Source organism: Micromonospora sp. CNZ297, assembly GCF_007827625.1.
In genome coordinates this window covers 549,543-565,614 of the sequence record NZ_VISU01000002.1, presented here as the reverse complement: position 1 = coordinate 565,614, position 16,072 = coordinate 549,543, and the positions used below count along the sequence as shown (strand labels likewise).

Below are 16,072 nucleotides of genomic sequence, written 5' to 3'. Positions count from 1 at the left end.
CGCGCGGGGATCACTCCTGCGCGGAGTCGTCGGTGCCCTCGGTGAGCGTGTCGTGCACGCCGTCCGCGTAGCCGCGGGCGTAGTCCCAGCTCACGTAGTGGTCCGGGTCGGGGTCGTAGGCCGGCTCGTGCACCCGGGGACGCCCCGAGTTGAGCAGGTGGCGCAGGTTGCCGCGCAGCAGGTCCCAGTCGAAGTAGTGCGGCTCGCGGCAGTCCTCGCACTCGATCACCAGGCCGCGCACGCCGATCGGCTGGAGCAACGCCTGGTAGATCTCCAGATCGGCGAGATCCTCCAGGACGTCCTGGCGCTCGACCTCGCTCAGCGGGTCGAGCGCGTCGTCGTCGCCGGGATCGTGCAGGCCGGCAGCCGGATCGGCCGGGTCGCCGTTGAACGGGTCGATGGGCTCGTCGTGCACCCCTTCACCGTAGACCCCGCGCCGCAGGAAAGCCCGCCCCAGCCCGTGCTGTGGCCCGGCCTACCCTCGGGCCCGCCGCTTCCCGGGCGCGGACGGGCAAGTGGGTACGATGAGGCGACGCGCCGTCACCAGGCGCCTGCCGGTGCCCCCGCGCGCCGCCTCGCTGCAGCCCGTACGACCAGCTCAGGGGAGCAATCGTGGAGAATTCGCCCAGCACCGAGATCCCGGCCGGCACCGACGGCGGGGAGTTGGGTGGCCATCTGCCCGAGCTGCCGGCCGGTTCGGCCCGGGTGGTGCCGCTCGGGCTGACCTTCGACGACGTCCTGCTCCAGCCGGGCGAGTCGGACGTCGTGCCCAGCCGCGTCAACACCCGCACCCGCCTCACCCGCAACATCGAGCTGACCGTGCCGCTGCTGTCCAGCGCGATGGACACCGTCACCGAGGCGCGGATGGCGATCGCCATGGCCCGCCAGGGCGGCATCGGCGTGCTGCACCGCAACCTCTCCGTCGAGGACCAGGCGCTCCAGGTCGACCTGGTGAAGCGCTCCGAGTCCGGCATGATCACCAACCCGGTGACCGCCAGCCCGGACGACACGCTGCGCGAGGTCGACGCGCTCTGCGGGCGCTACCGCATCTCCGGCGTGCCGGTGGTGGACGGGCAGGGCCAGCTGGTCGGCATCGTCACCAACCGCGACATGCGGTTCGTCTCCGACCCGGCCACGCCGGTGCGCGAGATCATGACCCGCACCCCGCTGATCACCGCCCCGGTCGGCGTGAGCAAGGACGACGCGCTCGGCCTGCTGCGCCAGCACAAGATCGAGAAGCTGCCGATCGTGGACGCGGGCGGCAAGCTGCGCGGCCTGATCACGGTCAAGGACTTCACCAAGAGCGAGCAGTACCCGAACGCCACCAAGGACGACGCGGGCCGGCTCCGGGTCGCCGCCGCGGTCGGTGTCGGCGAGGACGGCTACAAGCGCGCCCGTGCCCTGGTCGACGCCGGCGTGGACGTCGTCATCGTCGACACCGCGCACGGCCACCAGCGCGCCGTGCTGGAGATGGTCGCCCGGCTCAAGCGGGACGTCACCATCGACATCGTGGGCGGCAACATCGCCACGTACGCGGGCGCGAAGGCGCTCGTCGAGGCCGGCGCGGACGGCGTGAAGGTGGGCGTCGGCCCGGGCGCCATCTGCACCACCCGGATCGTGGCCGGTGTGGGCGTACCGCAGATCACCGCGATCATGGAGGCGGCCCGCGCCGCCGGCCCGGCCGGTGTGCCGGTGATCGGTGACGGCGGTATCCAGTACTCGGGCGACATCGCCAAGGCGCTCGTCGCCGGCGCCGACACGGTGATGCTCGGCAGCCTGCTCGCCGGCTGCGAGGAGAGCCCCGGCGAGCTGATCTTCATCAACGGCAAGCAGTACAAGGCGTACCGGGGGATGGGCTCGCTCGGCGCGATGCAGTCGCGCGGCCAGGGCAAGTCCTACTCCAAGGACCGCTACTTCCAGCAGGACGTGCTCGCCGAGGACAAGCTCGTCCCGGAGGGCGTCGAGGGTCAGGTGCCCTACCGGGGGCCGCTCTCCGCCGTCGCCCACCAGCTCATCGGCGGGCTGCGCGCCGCGATGGGGTACGTGGGCGCGGAGAGCATCCCGGAGCTGCACCGGCGCGGCCAGCTCATCCGGATCACCGCGGCCGGGCTCAAGGAGAGCCACCCGCACGACATCCAGATGACCGTCGAGGCGCCCAACTACCACTCCCGCTGAACCACCACCCCCAAACCACCTGGAGTCCCCCATGCGTGACGTGGTCGAGATCGGGCTGGGCAAGACCGCGCAGCGCGGCTACCACCTGGACGACATCGCCATCGTGCCGAGCCGCCGCACCCGGGACGTCGACGACGTCTCCACCGCGTGGCAGCTCGACGCGTACCAGTTCGGCATCCCCTGCGTCGCGCACCCCTCGGACGCGACCATGAGCCCCGCCTCGGCGGTCCGGCTCGGCCAGCTCGGCGGCCTCGGCGTGCTCAACGTCGAGGGCCTCTGGACCCGGTACGAGAACCCGGCCAAGATCCTGGAGGAGCTGGCCGGTCTCGGCGAGGACGCGCGGGCGACCAAGCGCCTCCAGGAGGTCTACGCCGAGCCGATCCGCCCCGACCTGATCGCCGAGCGGGTCCGCGAGCTGCGTGAGGGCGGCGGCACGGTGGCGGTACGGGTCTCCCCGCAGCACACCCTGGCGCTGGCCCCGGTGATCCTCGACGCCGGCGTGGACATCCTGGTCATCCAGGGCACGCTCGTCTCGGCCGAGCACGTCTCCACCACCGACGAGCCGCTCAACCTCAAGGAGTTCATCGCCGACCTGGACCTGCCGGTCGTCGTCGGCGGGTGCACCGACTACAAGACCGCGCTGCACCTGATGCGTACCGGCGCGGCCGGTGTGATCGTGGGCATCGGCGGCGACGACTGGTCGACCACCGAGTCGGTGCTCGGCATCCGGGTGCCGATGGCCACCGCCATCGCCGACGCCGCCGCTGCCCGCCGCGACTACCTGGACGAGACCGGCGGCCGGTACGTGCACCTGATCGCCGACGGCGACATGCAGACCTCCGGCGACATCGCCAAGGCGCTCGGCTGCGGCGCGGACGCGGTGATGCTCGGCGAGCCACTGTCGTTGTGCGAGGAGGCGCCGGCCGGGGGCGCCTGGTGGCACTCCGCGGCCAGCCACCCGTCGCTGCCCCGTGGGGCGTTCGAGGTGGCCGGTGAGCCGCTCGGCTCGATGGAGAAGCTGCTGTTCGGCCCGGCCGACGAGCCGGACGGCCAGCTCAACCTCTTCGGCGGCCTGCGCCGCGCGATGGCCAAGTGCGGCTACCGCGACCTGAAGGAGTTCCAGAAGGTCGGGCTGGTCCTCGACCGCTGAGCGCCGCTGAGCATCGGCTGAGCACCGCGCGACGGCGCGGGCGGCGGCCCGGACGAGTTCCGGCCCCGCCCGCGCCGTCGCGCGTCTAGGCTCGCCGGGTGAGACGGGGGCGGGTCTGGGCGGCAGGGCTGGTGGCGGCGGCGCTCGCGCTGAGCGGATGCACCGGCGGCGACGACAACGGGTTCCGGCCGGGCGCGGCGGACGCCGGTGACCCGTACGTGCCGGGGGCCGGCAACGGCGGCTACGACGTGGGCCACTACGCGCTGGACGTGCGCTACGACCCCGCGAGCGACCGGCTCACCGGCACCGCGACGCTGACCGTCACCGCCACCCGGGCGCTGTCCCGGTTCCAGCTCGACCTGGCCGGGCTGGACGTCGAGCGGGTGCGGGTGGACGGCGAGGCGGTGAAGCACCGCCACGACGTCGCCGAGCTGATCGTCACCCCGTCGGGCGGGCTGCCGTCCGGGCGGCGGTTCACTGTCGAGGTCACGTACGGCGGGGTGCCGGAGCCGCTGCCGAACGCCGAGCTGGGGGACGGCGGATTCCACGCCACACCGGACGGTGCGATAGCGCTCGGTCAGCCGGAGTCGGCGAGCACCTGGTACCCGGTCAACGACCACCCGTCGGACAAGGCCACCTACGACCTCGCGGTCACCGTGCCGGACGGCCTCGCCGCGCTGTCGAACGGCGTGCCGGAGGGGAGGACGTCGAGCGGCGGCTGGACCACCTGGCGCTGGGCGGAACGCGCGCCGATGGCCAGCTACCTGAGCACGCTGGTGATCGGCGACTACCGGGTCAGCAGCGGCACCCACGCCGGCAAGCCGCTCGTCACCGCCGTCGCCGCGGCGCTGCCCGCGGACGGGCCGGCCGCCGCGTCGGTGGCCCGCACCGGCGAGGTCGCCGACTTCCTGGCCGCGCGCTTCGGCCCGTACCCGTTCGAGGCGTACGGCGGCGTGGTGGTCGCCGACGAACGCATCCGGTACGCGCTGGAGACGCAGAGCCGTCCGGTCTACGGACCGGCGTTCTTCCGCGGGGACCGGCCGAACACCGAGGTGGTCGCGCACGAGCTGGCGCACCAGTGGTTCGGCGACAGCGTCTCGGTGGCCCGGTGGAGCGACATCTGGCTCAACGAGGGCTTCGCCACGTACGCCGAATGGCTCTGGGCCGAGCACGACGGCGGGCGCACAGTGGCGCAGACCGTCGTCGAGCGCTACGCGGCCACCGACTGGTCGAGGCCCACAGTCGACCCGGGCCGGGCCGGGATGTTCGGCGACGCGGTCTACCAGCGGGGCGCGCTCGCGGTGCACGCGCTGCGCCGCGCGGTGGGCGACGAGGCGTTCTACCGGGTGCTGCGCGGATGGCTGGCGCAGCACCGCGACGGCAACGTCACCACTGCCGATTTCATCGGGTACGCCGAACGAACGTCCGGGCGGCCGCTGCGGGCGCTGCTGGACGCCTGGCTGGTCGGGGGCACGCCACCGGGACTGCCGTGACGCACGCGTGACCGCCGCTGGGTAGGCTGCCGCGGTCGGAGCGGCCCGTGGGCGGGGCCGCCGAACGGGCCCCGGGAGGGATCGAGGCGATGACGCGGCGCGGCGCACGACGACGGATCGGGTTGCTGACCTGCGGCACGCTGCTGCTGGCCGGCTGTGGTTCGGCCGAGCCGGACCCGGGCCCGTCGTCCCCGGCCGGTCCCGCGCCGGCGACCTCGCGCAGCTTCGCGCCGGGCGCGGCCGGAGCCGGCGACGCGTACTTCCCGAGCTACGGCAACGGCGGGTACGACGTCGCGCACTACACGGTGAAGGTGCGCTACGACCCGGAGACGGACAAGCTCAGCGGCACCACCACGCTGCGGGCCACCGCGACCGCCGACCTGTCCGCGTTCAACCTGGACCTGGCCGGGCTGACCGTCCGCTCGGTGACTGTGGACGGCACCGCCGCCCGGCACAGCCGCACCGAGGACGAGCTGGTGATCACCCCGGCGATCGGGCTGACCTCCGGCAACGGGTTCACCGCCGAGATCCGGTACGACGGCAGGCCGGAGGCGCTGCGTACCGAGGCGCTGGGCGAGGGCGGCTGGCTGCACACCGTCGACGGGGCGATCGCACTCGGGCAGCCGGAGTCGGCGAGCACCTGGTTCCCGGTCAACGACCACCCGTCGGACAAGGCCACCTACGACATGGAGATCACCGTCCCGAAGGGACTGACGGCGGTCTCCAACGGCGTGCCGAAGGGGAAGGCGACCAGCGGCGCCTGGACCACCTGGAAGTGGTCGGAGACCGCGCCGGCCGCCAGTTACCTGACCACCGTGGCGATCGGGAAGTTCCGGGTCACCACCGGGCAGCACAAGGGACGGCCGGTCTACAGCGCGGTCACCACGCAGGTCGCCCAGGGGGCGCCGGACCGGTCCGTCGCGCGCACGGTCGAGGTCGCCGACTACCTGGAGAGCGTCTTCGGGCCGTACCCGTTCGATTCGTACGGCGGCGTGGTGATCGCCGACGAACGCATCCGGTACGCGCTGGAGACGCAGAGCCGGCCGGTCTACTCGGCGAGCTTCTTCCGGCAGGGCGACAACACCGGCGTGGTCGCGCACGAGCTGGCCCACCAGTGGTACGGCAACAGCGTGTCGATCCAGCGCTGGCAGGACATCTGGCTCAACGAAGGGCTGGCCACGTACGCCGAGTGGCTGTGGGCCGAGCACAGCGGCTCGACCACGGTTCAGCGCATGTTCGAGCAGAGGTACGCGAACGCCGGCGGTCAGGTGTGGCGTACGCCGCCGGGCAAGCCGGGCGTGGCGAACCTGTTCAGCCGCTCGGTCTACGACCGGGGCGGGATGACCGTGCACGCGCTGCGGGTGGCGGTGGGCGACACCGCGTTCTTCACCATCCTGCGCACCTGGGCGGCGGAGCGGAAGAACGGCAACGCCACCACCGCCGACTTCGTCGCGCTGGCCGAGCGGATCTCCGGCAAGAAGCTGGCGAAGGTCTTCGACCCGTGGCTGTACGGCACCGAGCGCCCGCCCGCCCCGAAGCCGCTGTAGGGCCTCTAGTTCTTGACGCGCAGCGACGGGTGGGCGGCCAGGAACGCGTCGGCCCGCCCGCCGCGCAGCGCGGTGAGGAAGTCGCGGCCGAGCGGCTTGAGCTGCTCACCCCGGTACGCGCCGCCGCTGCTCACCCCGGCGCCGGGCAGCACGACGAGCGTGAGCCGGTCGGCCGGCAGGCCACCCAGGACGTACGCGTAGTCGATCAGCTTCCGGCCGCCCCCGGCGTACACCAGGGTCTTGCCCAGCGCGGCCACCACCTGCTCGACCCGCTGCGGGTCGCGGGCCGTGCCCTGGTCGAGGATCTTGCGGGCCAGCGCCCGGAGCAGTTGCTGCTGGTGCCGTTGCCGGGTGTAGTCGCCGCCCGCGGTGTAGCGCTGCCGCGCGTAGTCGAGCGCCTGCCAGCCGGTCAGGTGGCGGGTGCCCTTCTCGTAGACCATCTGCGGCCCGGTGTAGCCGCCGCCGGTCAGCGTCCGCATGGTGCCGTCCGGGCGGCGGTGCCGGGACTCGACCCGCTGGTCGACGTAGAGGTCCACCCCGCCGAGCGTGTCCACCAGCTTGTCGAAGCCGCCGAACGTGATCACCGCCCCGGCGTCGATGCGCAGCCCGGTGTAGCGGGAGACGGTGGTGCGCAGCAGCTCGTACCCCTGGGCGGTGCTGGGGTTGCGCTTGTCGCCCGGCACCCGGCTGCCGTAGCTCATCGCGTGGGTGAGCTTGGTCCGGCCGCCCGGGTAGCGGGCCTTCGGGTAGGCGGGGATGTCCACGACCAGGTCGCGGGGGAGCGAGAACAGGTACGCCTTGTCCAGCCCGGCCGGTACGTGCAGCAGCAGCACCGCGTCGGCGTGCGGCTCCCAGCCGGGGATGCTGACCCGGGTGTCGACGCCGACGAGCAGCAGGTTGAGCGGGCCCTTCAGGTCGGCGCCGGGCGGGGGTGCCGGGCTGGCGGTGGTCGGGGCGGGCGTCGGTGAGGCCGGCGGCGCGGTGCTCGGTCCGGCGGCCGGGGCGGCCGGGCGGTTCGCCACCAGCCGGGTGGTCACCACCGCTCCGGTGGCCACCAGCAGCGCCGCCACCAGTGCGGCCAGGCCCAGCAGGCGTCGTCTCGTCACGTTCGTTCCTCCCCGTGGAGTTCGACGCGCCGGGGGCCGCCGGAGGTTGCAGCGGCGGGAATCCCGGCGAATCGAGCGCTCTGCATGATCTGCGAAAAACACTTGCTGGCGCCATAGCTACCGGTCGGTAATGATGCGTTCATGCGTTACGACGTGCTCGTCATCGGTTCGGGCTTCGGCGGCAGCGTCACCGCGCTCCGGCTGGCCGAGAAGGGCTACACGGTGGGCGTCCTGGAGGCGGGGCGGCGCTTCGCCGACGACGAGTTCCCGCGTACGTCCTGGCGGGCGCGACGGTTCCTCTGGGCGCCCCGGCTCGGCTGCTTCGGGCTCCAGCGGATCACGCTGCTGCGCTCGGCCGACCGCAAGGCCGGCGGCGGCGTGCTGGTGCTCTCCGGCGCCGGGGTGGGCGGCGGCTCGCTGGTCTACGCGAACACGCTCTACGAGCCGCTCGACGCGTTCTACGCCGACCCGCAGTGGCGGGACATCACCGACTGGCGCGACGAGCTGGCCCGCCACTACGACCAGGCGAAGCGGATGCTCGGCGTCACCACGTACCCGATCGACACCCGCGCGGACCAGGCCGTCCGCGCGGTGGCCGAGCGGATGGGGGTGGCGCACACCTACCACCCGACGCCGGTCGGGGTGCACATCGGGCGCCCCGGCGAGCGGGTGGCCGACCCGTACTTCGGCGGGGCCGGGCCGGACCGCACCGGGTGCAGCCACTGCGGGTCGTGCATGACCGGCTGCCGGCACGGCGCCAAGAACACGCTCGTGAAGAACTACCTCTGGCTGGCCGAGCGCCTCGGTGTGCAGGTGCACCCGCTGACCACGGTCACCGCCGTACGCCCGGGCCCGGCCGGCGGCTACGCGGTCCACACCGAGCGCACCGGCGCCTGGCTGCGCAAGCGGCGCGAGGTGATCCACGCCGACCAGGTGGTGTTCGCGGCCGGCGCGCTCGGCACCCAGCGGCTGCTGCACGAGATGAAGTCGACGGGTGCCCTGCCGGCGCTCTCGCCCCGGCTGGGCGAGCTGACCCGCACCAACTCCGAGGCCATCCTCGGCGCCTCGGTGGCGCCCGGCGCGGCCCGGAAGCGCGGCCTCGACTTCACCGAGGGGGTGGCGATCACCAGCTCGTTCCACCCCGACGCGCAGACCCACATCGAGCCGGTCCGCTACGGCAAGGGCTCCAACGCGATGGGCCTGCTCCAGTCGCTGCTCGTCGACGGCGGCCCCCGCCGGGTCCGGCGCTGGCTCGGGAGCATCGTCCGGCAGCCCGTGCTGGCGGCGCGGATGCTGTCGGTACGCCGCTGGTCCGAGCGCACCGTGATCGCGCTCGTCATGCAGTCGGTCGACAACTCGCTGACCACCCGCTACCGCAAGGGGCGGCTGGTCTCCGGCCCCGGCCACGGCGCGCCCAACCCGACCTGGATCCCGGCCGGCAACACGGCGGCCCGGCTGCTCGCCGAGGAGATCGGCGGCACCCCCGGCGGGGCGGTCACCGAGCCGTTCAACATCCCGGTGACGGCGCACATCCTCGGCGGCGCGGTCATCGGCGCCACCCCGGACGAGGGGGTGATCGACCCCTGGCACCGGGTGTACGGCCACCCGGGGCTGCACGTGGTGGACGGCGCGGCGGTCTCGGCGAACCTGGGCGTCAACCCGTCGCTGACCATCACCGCGCAGGCCGAGCGGGCCATGTCGTACTGGCCGAACAAGGGCGAGGCGGACCCGCGCCCGGCGCTCGGCACGGCGTACACCCGGGTCGAGCCGGTCCCGCCGCGGCGGCCGGCCGTCCCCGCGCACGCCCCCGCCGCCCTGCGGTGAAAGGAAGGGCCCCTTCTTAACGCCTCCGGTAGAGGAAGGGCCCCTTGTTAACACGTTCACCCCGCCACACCGCCGGGGCGCGTCCGCGCGGCCGGTGACTGTCGGTAGGCTTTGCGCACATGAGCACGCCTCGCCCCGTCCTCGTGGTGGACTTCGGAGCCCAGTACGCCCAGCTCATCGCGCGCCGTGTCCGCGAGGCGAAGGTCTACTCGGAGATCGTCCCGCATTCCATGCCGGTGTCCGAGATGCTGGCCAAGAACCCGGCCGCGATCATCCTGTCCGGCGGCCCGTCCAGCGTCTACGCGCCTGACGCGCCGCAGATCGACGCCGGGATGTTCGACGCCGGCGTGCCGGTCTTCGGCATCTGCTACGGCTTCCAGGCCATGGCCCAGGCGCTCGGCGGCACCGTCGCGCGCACCGGCAACCGCGAGTACGGCGGCACGCCGCTGCGCCCGCGCCTGACCGAGCCCGGTGTGCTGCTGCGCGACCTGCCGGCCGACCTGCCGGTCTGGATGAGCCACGGCGACTGCGTCACCGAGGCCCCGGACGGCTTCACCGTGACCGCCGAGTCGGCGGGCGCCCCGGTCGCCGCGTTCGAGGATCTGGCCGGGCGCCGGGCCGGCGTGCAGTTCCACCCGGAGGTGGGGCACACCGCGCACGGCCAGGAGATGCTCAGTCGCTTCCTGTACGACATCGCCGGCATCGAGCCGGCGTGGACGCCGTCGAACATCATCGACGAGCAGGTCGCCCGGATCCGCGAGCAGATCGGCGACAAGGAGGTCATCTGCGGCCTCTCCGGCGGTGTCGACTCGGCGGTCGCCGCCGCGCTCGTGCACCGTGCCGTGGGCGATCAGCTCACCTGCGTGTTCGTGGACCACGGGCTGCTGCGGGCCGGTGAGGCCGAGCAGGTCGAGAAGGACTACGTGGCGGCGACCGGCATCAAGCTCAAGGTGGTCGACGCGCGGGAGCGGTTCCTCGGTGCGCTCGCCGGGGTGACCGACCCGGAGCAGAAGCGCAAGATCATCGGCCGGGAGTTCATCCGCGTCTTCGAGGCCGCCGCCCGGGAGATCGCCGCGCACGGCGACGTGGAATACCTGGTGCAGGGCACGCTCTACCCGGACGTGGTGGAGTCCGGCGGCGGCACCGGCACCGCCAACATCAAGAGCCACCACAACGTCGGCGGCCTGCCCGAGGACCTGAAGTTCGCCCTGGTCGAGCCGCTGCGCACGCTGTTCAAGGACGAGGTCCGCACGATCGGCCTGGAGCTGGGACTGCCCGAGGCGATGGTGTGGCGGCACCCGTTCCCCGGTCCGGGCCTGGCCATCCGGATCATCGGCGCGGTCGACGAGGAGCGCCTCGCCGTGCTCCGCAAGGCCGACCTGATCGCCCGGCAGGAGCTGACCGCGGCCGGTCTGGACCGGGGTGTCTGGCAGTTCCCGGTGGTGCTGCTGGCCGACGTGCGCAGCGTCGGGGTGCAGGGCGACGGGCGCACCTACGGCCACCCGGTGGTGCTGCGCCCGGTCTCCAGCGAGGACGCGATGACCGCCGACTGGTCCCGGCTGCCCTACGACGTGGTGGCCCGGATCTCCACCCGGATCACCAACGAGGTCGCCGAGGTCAACCGCGTGGTCCTGGACGTGACGAGCAAGCCGCCGGGCACCATCGAGTGGGAGTGACGCGGCTCAGGCCGCGGGCGGCGTCTGCGGGCCGGCCTGCGGCCCGCCCGGCGTCCGCGGCTCGGTCGGCGTAGCCGGCGGGACCGGCCCGGCCGGCGGGACCGGCGGCCAGCCCGGCGCGGTGCCCGGCGGGTGCGGCCAGGCGGGCGCGCCGGCCGGCTCCTCGGGCATCAGGAACCACATGATCGGGTACGCGAGCGCGGCGAGCCCGCCGGTGAGCACGGTGGCGGTCGCGAAGATCACCCGGATCAGTGTGGGGTCGGCGGCGAAGTAGCGGCCGAGGCCGCTCGCCACACCGGCGATCATGCGGTCGCTGACCGGCCGGCGGAGCTGCTTGTACGGGGCCTGGGAGGGGTTCGGGAAGGTCATGTGTCAACGGTCCCGCGCGCCGCGGCGGGCGACCTCGGTGACCGCCCGGACGCCTACCCTGAGCTGCCCCTGAGACGCCAGCGGAGAGTCAGGAATCTGACTCTTTTCGATGTCGGTAACCCGCTACGGGGAGAATTTGCTCCCGTGACCACCTCGCTGGAGCCGCTCCGCAGGATCGCGGCATACGCAGTTTGTGCTGACTCAAACGGCCGAGTGTTGCTGGTCCGCGCATCGGAGCGCTCCGGCACCCCCGGCACCTGGTCGCTCCCCGGAGGAGCGGTCGACCACGGTGAGGACCCCAAACACACGGTCGTCCGGGAGACCGCTGCCGAGACCGGGCTCTCGGTGGCGGTCGCCGGTCTTCAGGACGTGCTCGCCGACATGCGGGCGCTGCCCGAGCGGCACATCACGATCCACACCGACCGGCTTCTCTACACCGTGTCGGTCCGCGGCGGGACGCTCACCGAGCGGGTCGACCGCCCGACCGACCTGGCCCGCTGGTTCACCCTCGACGAGGCCCGGGAGCTGCCGCTGCGGTCGTTCACCGCACGCGCCCTGGGCCTGCCCACCTCCACCGACGACATCGTGCCGGAGGAGGTGCCCGAGTTCCCCTCGTTCTACGCCGTCCCCGGCCCGGACGGGCTGCACCGGGCGCAGCGTTTCGCCGCGTACGCGGTGGTGACCGACCCGGAGGAGCGGGTGCTGCTGACCCGGGTGTCCGACGGCTACCCGGGCGCCGGCTGCTGGCACCTGCCCGGCGGCGGCACCGACTACGGCGAGCAGCCGGGCGCGGCGCTGATCCGGGAACTGGTCGAGGAGACCGGCCAGACCGGCCGCCTGGTCGAGTTGCTCGGGGTGGCCAGCCACCGGGACGCCGCCTCGCTCGGCCCGGAGGGCTACCCGATCGACTGGCACGGCGTACGCGCCTTCTACCGGGTGGTCGTCGACCAGCCCGCGCCGCCCACCGTTGCCGACATCGGCGGTTCGACCTGCGAGGCCCGCTGGTTCCGCCGCGAGGAACTCGGCGCCCTCCCCACCGACCGCCTCACCGAGGTGACGGCCGAAGCAGTCCAGGCCGCCCACCTCCTCTGACCCACCCACCCCCGCCCTCCGGGCGTCCACCCCGGCGATCATGAAGTTGACGGCGCGAGATGTCCGCCTCGGTACCGCTAACCTCATGATCGACGGAGTGGGGCGCGGGGAGTGCGCGGGGGCGCGCGGGCGGGGGAGGGTGCTGTGGAGCAGCGGCGGCGGGTCGGGGCCTACGGGGTGCTGCGGGACTCCGACGGGCGGGTGTTGCTGGCGCGCGGTTCGGCGAGGTGCCCGTACCCGGGGGTGTGGCAGTTGCCCGGCGGCGGCGTCGAACACGCCGAGCACCCGGCCGACACGGTGGTACGCGAGTTCGCCGAGGAGACCGGCCTGACCGTCGCGCTCGGCGCGATCCGGGCCGCGGTGGCCGACGTGGCCGCGTTCGCCGACCTGGGGATCGCGCTGCACACCGATCGGTTGGTCTTCGAGGTCGAGGCGCGCGGCGGGCGGCTGCGGCCGGAGCCGGCCGGTGGCAGCGACGAGGTCGGCTGGTTCACGCCCGACGAGGCAGCCGCCCGGCAGCTGATGCCGTTCACCGCCGAGCTGCTCGGCCTGCCTGTGACTCCGCTGCCGGCCGACCTGCCCCGGGCGCTGCCCGCCGAGCCGGCCGGGCCGTCCGTCGACCGCCGGCAGCGCTTCGCCGCGTACGGGCTGGTCACCGACCCGGCCGACCGGGTGCTGCTCACCATGATCGCCGACGGGTACCCGGGCGCGGGCCGCTGGCACCTGCCCGGTGGCGGCACCGACCACGGCGAGCAGCCGGCCGCCGGGCTGCTGCGCGAGCTGGTCGAGGAGGCCGGGCAGCTGGGCCGGGTGGTCGACCTGATCGCCGTGGACAACCTGCACAACCCGGCCGCGCTCGGCCCGGAGGGCCGCCCGCTGGACTGGCACGGCGTCCGGGTGATCTACCGGGTACGGGTGGACGCGCCGACCGACGCGGTGGTGACCGAGCTGGCCGGCGGCTCGACCGCGCGGGCCGCCTGGTTCGCCCCGGAGCAGGTCACCGGTCTGTCGATGACCGACGTGGCGGCCCGGGCCACCGGGCAGCGGGTGAGCTGAATCGCTCGCCGAGCCGCCCTGGGTGACCTCCGGTACAGTCGGAAGTACGGCTGACCGACGAAAACGGGCGTTGAGGCCCGAGATGGGAATGACTGGGCGGTTCGCGCGGTTAAGGGAGATATAAGTACCGCCGGCAGCTATCGCCAAGCCCCTGTCCCCTGTGCAATGGTGTACTCCGCAAAAGGGCTGCCGGACCCGAAAGGTCCGGCACGAGACAGCCGGACACCCGCCCCGCAGTGGGCGGCCAGCCGATCCGGTGATGGAGGAAACGTGCCGAGAGCCCCATGGCGCCGGCGTCGTACGACTGACAGTCCGCGCCCCGCAGGGCGTCGCTGGGCGGGCAGGTTGCGCCGCAGCAGTACGTTCGCCCGCCAGGTGCTGCTGGTCCGGGTGGGCCGCCGAGACGGCGCGGCCGTCTCCGGGACCGACCTGGTCACCCCCGACCACCGTTACGCCGACCGCCAGCGCCTCCGCTACGGCCGGCTCGACACCGACATCGAAGCGGTACGGCCCATCAGCCCGGCGCTTCCCCCGGCGACACCCGTCGACGACGAGTCCCCGGCGATGTCGATCCCGCTCCTGCCGGGTGAGCGCACCGCCGCCCGCCGGGCCAAGTTCGCGCTCGTCAACGCGTGCACGCTGAGCAGCCTCATGCTCGGCATGCTGGCCATCTTCCTGGCCATGCGCGGTGAGGTGCAGATCGCCGCGATCTGCCTGATCGCGTGCGTCGCGTTCGACGGCCTCGACGGCGCGCTGGCCCGCAAGCTCGGTGTGGCCAGCCCGTTCGGCGCGCAGATGGACTCGCTCGCCGACATGTGCTCGTTCGGCCTCGCCGCGCCGGTCGTGGTCTACGCCTCGCTCGCCGGTTCGGCGCCGCCGGCGGCCGCCGCGGTCTCCTGCGCGCTCGTCGCCGCGTGCGCGGCCGTCCGGCTCGCCCGGTTCAACGTCTCGCCGAAGGACGGCCGCTTCTTCTGCGGCGTGCCGACCACCATGGCGGCGGCAGTGCTCGCCCTGACCGTGGCCATCGGCGTGCCGGTCCCCGGCCTGGTCATGGTGGCCGGCGTGGCGCTGCTCGCCTTCGCCATGGTGTCCAGCTTCCCGTACGCGAAGCTCGCCCGGCTGCTGAAGCTGCCGCCGTGGCTCTGGCTGGCCCCGGTGGTCGGCGCGCTCGTCGACATCCGGCTCACGTTCGCCCTCGTGGTGGTGGGCTACCTGGTCAGCGGGCCGCTGCTCTGGCTGCACCAGCGCCGTACCGCCTGACCCGAGAACGACAGAAGGGGCGCCGCGAGAGCGGCGCCCCTTCTCTCTGTCCGGCGCTCAGCGCCAGCGGGCGATCACCGTCGCGCCGCCGACCACCTTGTCGCCCGGACCGACGAGCGGGTCCGCGGCGTCGGCCGGCAGGTAGACGTCGGTACGCGAGCCGAACCGGATCAGGCCGAAGCGCTCACCCCGGGCCAGCAGCGAACCCACGGGCGCCCGCTGCACGATCCGGCGGGCGATCAGCCCGGTGCGCTGCGCCACCACCACGGTGCCGTGGTCGGTGTCCAGCACCGTGTACGCCGCCACGTTGTGCTCGGCGTCCGGCTTCATGGCGTTGACGAACCCGCCGTCGGCGACGAAGTAGTCGACCACCTTGCCGGCCACCGGAGCGCGGTTGACGTGCACGTCCAGCACCGACAGGAAGACCGCGATCCGCAGCCACTCGCCGTCACCGAAGCGCTCGTCCTGAAGGCGCTGCACGGACAGCACCTGACCGTCCGCCGAGGCGACCACCGCCGACGGGTCCTCCGGCACGTCCCGCTCCGGGTCGCGGAAGAACGCGGCCACCGGCGCGGCGGCCAGCGCCGGCAGCAGCCAGAGCTTCGACTTCGGCCGCGCGGCCCGGGCCAGAGCGGCCAGGCCGAGCGTGATGCCGGCCGCGGCCACCCCGTTCGAGTCGATGTGCATGCCCCGGGTCAGCGGCACGCTCGACGGCCGGTACGCAGGGGACAGCGAGGCCGCGAGCGCGACCGGCGCCGGGGTGAACCGCAGGTGGTGCACGCGTACCGGCGGGGTGTTGCGCAGCACCAGGTCGGTGCGTACGCCGTGCAGCACGCCCTGCCGGTCCAGCTCGCCGTCGGCGCCCTCGGTGCGGAACAGCGGCGCGGCGACGCTCAGCACCGCGCCCTCGGCGAGGTATTTCGCCAGCCCGTCGATCGCGACGCGCGCCTCGTCCGCGGTGCCGGTGAACGGCTCGGCGACGACCACCACCGCGGCGGCGTCCGCCTCGGCGAGGGTGTCGACCACGCGTACCCGGTCGGCGACCCAGCGGCCCTGCGCGGTCACGTGTTCGCGCAGCGCGGCAGCCGCGGCGCCCTCCGCCGGCACCACTGTGAGCCGGTCGCCGGGGAGCAGCGCCTCGATCGCGGCGGCCAGCACCGCGGACTCCGGGGTCGCGCCGACCAGCAGGCCGGCCTTCGGGTCGTTACGCCGGGCGAACTCGCTGACGAGCGTGCGGGCGGCGCGCTCGCCGATGCGGACCGCACCGGAGGGAGCGGTGACGCGCACGGCGGGGGACTGGGTCATGTCGGACGGGCTCCTGACG

The 16,072-nt window shown here is 73.6% G+C and carries 13 protein-coding genes; 9 read left to right on the top strand and 4 right to left on the bottom strand.

The annotated features are described in order from the left end of the window. Positions 1-10 precede the first annotated feature (10 nt). Entirely contained in the window at positions 11-415 is a 405-nt protein-coding gene (locus tag FB454_RS06060; RefSeq protein ID WP_013288541.1) for a DUF5319 domain-containing protein, read from the bottom strand. A 197-nt stretch (positions 416-612) separates the two neighbouring features. Here FB454_RS06060 and guaB point away from each other — a divergent pair, with 197 nt between their 5' ends. The 4 genes from guaB to FB454_RS06040 all read left to right on the top strand — a co-directional run bounded on the left by guaB (position 613) and on the right by FB454_RS06040 (position 6,365). After that, positions 613-2,175, top strand: coding sequence for an IMP dehydrogenase (gene guaB / locus FB454_RS06055; RefSeq protein ID WP_013288540.1), 1,563 nt, complete (start codon positions 613-615; stop codon positions 2,173-2,175). Between the two features lie 31 nt (positions 2,176-2,206). Beyond that, on the top strand, positions 2,207-3,325 hold the full coding sequence (locus FB454_RS06050) for a GuaB3 family IMP dehydrogenase-related protein (protein ID WP_013288539.1): 1,119 nt from the start codon (positions 2,207-2,209) through the stop codon (positions 3,323-3,325). Between the two features lie 98 nt (positions 3,326-3,423). Continuing rightward, positions 3,424-4,818, top strand: a complete 1,395-nt coding sequence (locus FB454_RS06045) for a M1 family metallopeptidase (RefSeq protein WP_145822620.1) — start codon at positions 3,424-3,426, stop codon at positions 4,816-4,818. Positions 4,819-4,907: 89 nt separating this feature from the next. Then, positions 4,908-6,365 (top strand): M1 family metallopeptidase, encoded by a 1,458-nt coding sequence (locus tag FB454_RS06040; protein ID WP_013288537.1) that lies wholly within the window; start codon positions 4,908-4,910, stop codon positions 6,363-6,365. Positions 6,366-6,370: 5 nt separating this feature from the next. On the opposite strand, the gene FB454_RS06035 is transcribed toward FB454_RS06040, so the two are convergent. Further along, the gene (locus FB454_RS06035; RefSeq protein WP_145822619.1) at positions 6,371-7,471 is read right to left on the bottom strand and encodes an LCP family protein; all 1,101 of its coding nucleotides are present in this window, start codon (positions 7,469-7,471) and stop codon (positions 6,371-6,373) included. 141 nt (positions 7,472-7,612) lie between these two features. Between FB454_RS06035 and FB454_RS06030 the strand changes: the two genes are divergently transcribed. Both FB454_RS06030 and guaA read left to right on the top strand, forming a co-directional pair. After that, on the top strand, positions 7,613-9,295 hold the full coding sequence (locus FB454_RS06030) for a GMC family oxidoreductase (RefSeq protein ID WP_145822618.1): 1,683 nt from the start codon (positions 7,613-7,615) through the stop codon (positions 9,293-9,295). Between the two features lie 119 nt (positions 9,296-9,414). Further along, positions 9,415-10,971, top strand: a complete 1,557-nt coding sequence (gene guaA, locus FB454_RS06025) for a glutamine-hydrolyzing GMP synthase (protein ID WP_013288534.1) — start codon at positions 9,415-9,417, stop codon at positions 10,969-10,971. Between the two features lie 6 nt (positions 10,972-10,977). Here the strand turns inward: guaA and FB454_RS06020 are convergent, their stop codons facing one another. Further along, on the bottom strand, positions 10,978-11,340 hold the full coding sequence (locus tag FB454_RS06020) for a PspC domain-containing protein (protein WP_013288533.1): 363 nt from the start codon (positions 11,338-11,340) through the stop codon (positions 10,978-10,980). Between the two features lie 144 nt (positions 11,341-11,484). On the opposite strand from FB454_RS06020, the gene FB454_RS06015 reads away from it, so the two are divergent. From FB454_RS06015 to FB454_RS06005, 3 genes are all read left to right on the top strand, one after another. Further along, positions 11,485-12,432 (top strand): NUDIX hydrolase, encoded by a 948-nt coding sequence (locus tag FB454_RS06015; RefSeq protein ID WP_013288532.1) that lies wholly within the window; start codon positions 11,485-11,487, stop codon positions 12,430-12,432. A gap of 144 nt (positions 12,433-12,576) precedes the next feature. After that, entirely contained in the window at positions 12,577-13,488 is a 912-nt protein-coding gene (locus FB454_RS06010; protein WP_145822617.1) for an NUDIX hydrolase, read from the top strand. 345 nt (positions 13,489-13,833) lie between these two features. Further along, on the top strand, positions 13,834-14,748 hold the full coding sequence (locus tag FB454_RS06005) for a CDP-alcohol phosphatidyltransferase family protein (protein WP_013288530.1): 915 nt from the start codon (positions 13,834-13,836) through the stop codon (positions 14,746-14,748). A 57-nt stretch (positions 14,749-14,805) separates the two neighbouring features. Here FB454_RS06005 and FB454_RS06000 read toward each other — a convergent pair whose 3' ends face one another. Beyond that, positions 14,806-16,053 (bottom strand): phosphatidylserine decarboxylase, encoded by a 1,248-nt coding sequence (locus tag FB454_RS06000; protein WP_013473638.1) that lies wholly within the window; start codon positions 16,051-16,053, stop codon positions 14,806-14,808. Positions 16,054-16,072 lie beyond the last annotated feature (19 nt).

Bases quoted from the DNA above. Each gene is read 5' to 3' on its own strand.
- FB454_RS06050 (WP_013288539.1), top strand. From the start codon at position 2,207: ATGCGTGACGTGGTCGAGATCGGGCTGGGCAAGACCGCGCAGCGCGGC.
- FB454_RS06040 (WP_013288537.1), top strand. From the start codon at position 4,908: ATGACGCGGCGCGGCGCACGACGACGGATCGGGTTGCTGACCTGCGGC.
- FB454_RS06030 (WP_145822618.1), top strand. From the start codon at position 7,613: ATGCGTTACGACGTGCTCGTCATCGGTTCGGGCTTCGGCGGCAGCGTC.
- guaA (WP_013288534.1), top strand. From the start codon at position 9,415: ATGAGCACGCCTCGCCCCGTCCTCGTGGTGGACTTCGGAGCCCAGTAC.
- FB454_RS06020 (WP_013288533.1), bottom strand. From the start codon at position 11,340: ATGACCTTCCCGAACCCCTCCCAGGCCCCGTACAAGCAGCTCCGCCGG.
- FB454_RS06000 (WP_013473638.1), bottom strand. From the start codon at position 16,053: ATGACCCAGTCCCCCGCCGTGCGCGTCACCGCTCCCTCCGGTGCGGTC.